The following is a 644-nucleotide window of genomic DNA, read 5'->3' on the forward strand; positions in this document are numbered from 1 at the left end:
TTTCCCTTTGTGAGAGTAGGACGTCGCCACGCGAATTGTTGTTTTTGGAGGTTTAGCTCAGCTGGGAGAGCACCTGCCTTACAAGCAGGGGGTCAGCGGTTCGATCCCGTTAACCTCCATTTTTTGAGCCGTTAGCTCAGTTGGTAGAGCATCTGACTTTTAATCAGAGGGTCACAGGTTCGAGCCCTGTACGGCTCATATTCATATTTCATTTGCGGGTGTGGCGGAATTGGCAGACGCACTAGATTTAGGATCTAGCGCCGCAAGGCGTGGGGGTTCAAGTCCCTTCACCCGCATATTTAGCCGGCTTAGCTCAGTTGGTAGAGCATCTGATTTGTAATCAGAGGGTCGAGGGTTCAAGTCCTTTAGCCGGCACCATTTTGCGGAAATAGCTCAGTGGTAGAGCACCACCTTGCCAAGGTGGGGGTCGCGGGTTCGAACCCCGTTTTCCGCTTAGCCAATTCATTACGCCGGGGTGGCGGAACTGGCAGACGCACAGGACTTAAAATCCTGCGGTGAGTGATCACCGTACCGGTTCGATTCCGGTCCTCGGCATTGTTTTATATTTAGCACCCATAGCTCAACTGGATAGAGTGTTTGACTACGAATCAAAAGGTTAGGGGTTCGACTCCCTTTGGGTGCAT

At 51.7% G+C, this 644-nt stretch carries 7 tRNA genes; all 7 read left to right on the forward strand.

Annotation, left to right across the window (positions count from 1 at the left end):
* The first annotated feature begins 46 nt into the window (after window positions 1-46).
* The 7 genes from HMPREF2810_RS02870 to HMPREF2810_RS02900 all read left to right on the forward strand — a co-directional run bounded on the left by HMPREF2810_RS02870 (window position 47) and on the right by HMPREF2810_RS02900 (window position 643).
* Window positions 47-119 (forward strand) — tRNA-Val (locus HMPREF2810_RS02870).
* 6 nt (window positions 120-125) lie between these two features.
* Window positions 126-198, forward strand: a tRNA-Lys gene (locus HMPREF2810_RS02875).
* Window positions 199-214: 16 nt separating this feature from the next.
* Window positions 215-296, forward strand: a tRNA-Leu gene (locus tag HMPREF2810_RS02880).
* Between the two features lie 6 nt (window positions 297-302).
* Window positions 303-378 (forward strand) — tRNA-Thr (locus HMPREF2810_RS02885).
* A 4-nt stretch (window positions 379-382) separates the two neighbouring features.
* Window positions 383-454: transfer RNA gene (locus tag HMPREF2810_RS02890), tRNA-Gly, on the forward strand.
* 15 nt (window positions 455-469) lie between these two features.
* Window positions 470-555 (forward strand) — tRNA-Leu (locus HMPREF2810_RS02895).
* Between the two features lie 14 nt (window positions 556-569).
* Window positions 570-643: transfer RNA gene (locus tag HMPREF2810_RS02900), tRNA-Arg, on the forward strand.
* Window position 644: the final 1 nt, after the last annotated feature.

Source organism: Enterococcus sp. HMSC078F03 (genome assembly GCF_001811595.1).
Classification (GTDB): Bacteria; Bacillota; Bacilli; order Lactobacillales; family Enterococcaceae; genus Enterococcus; species Enterococcus faecalis.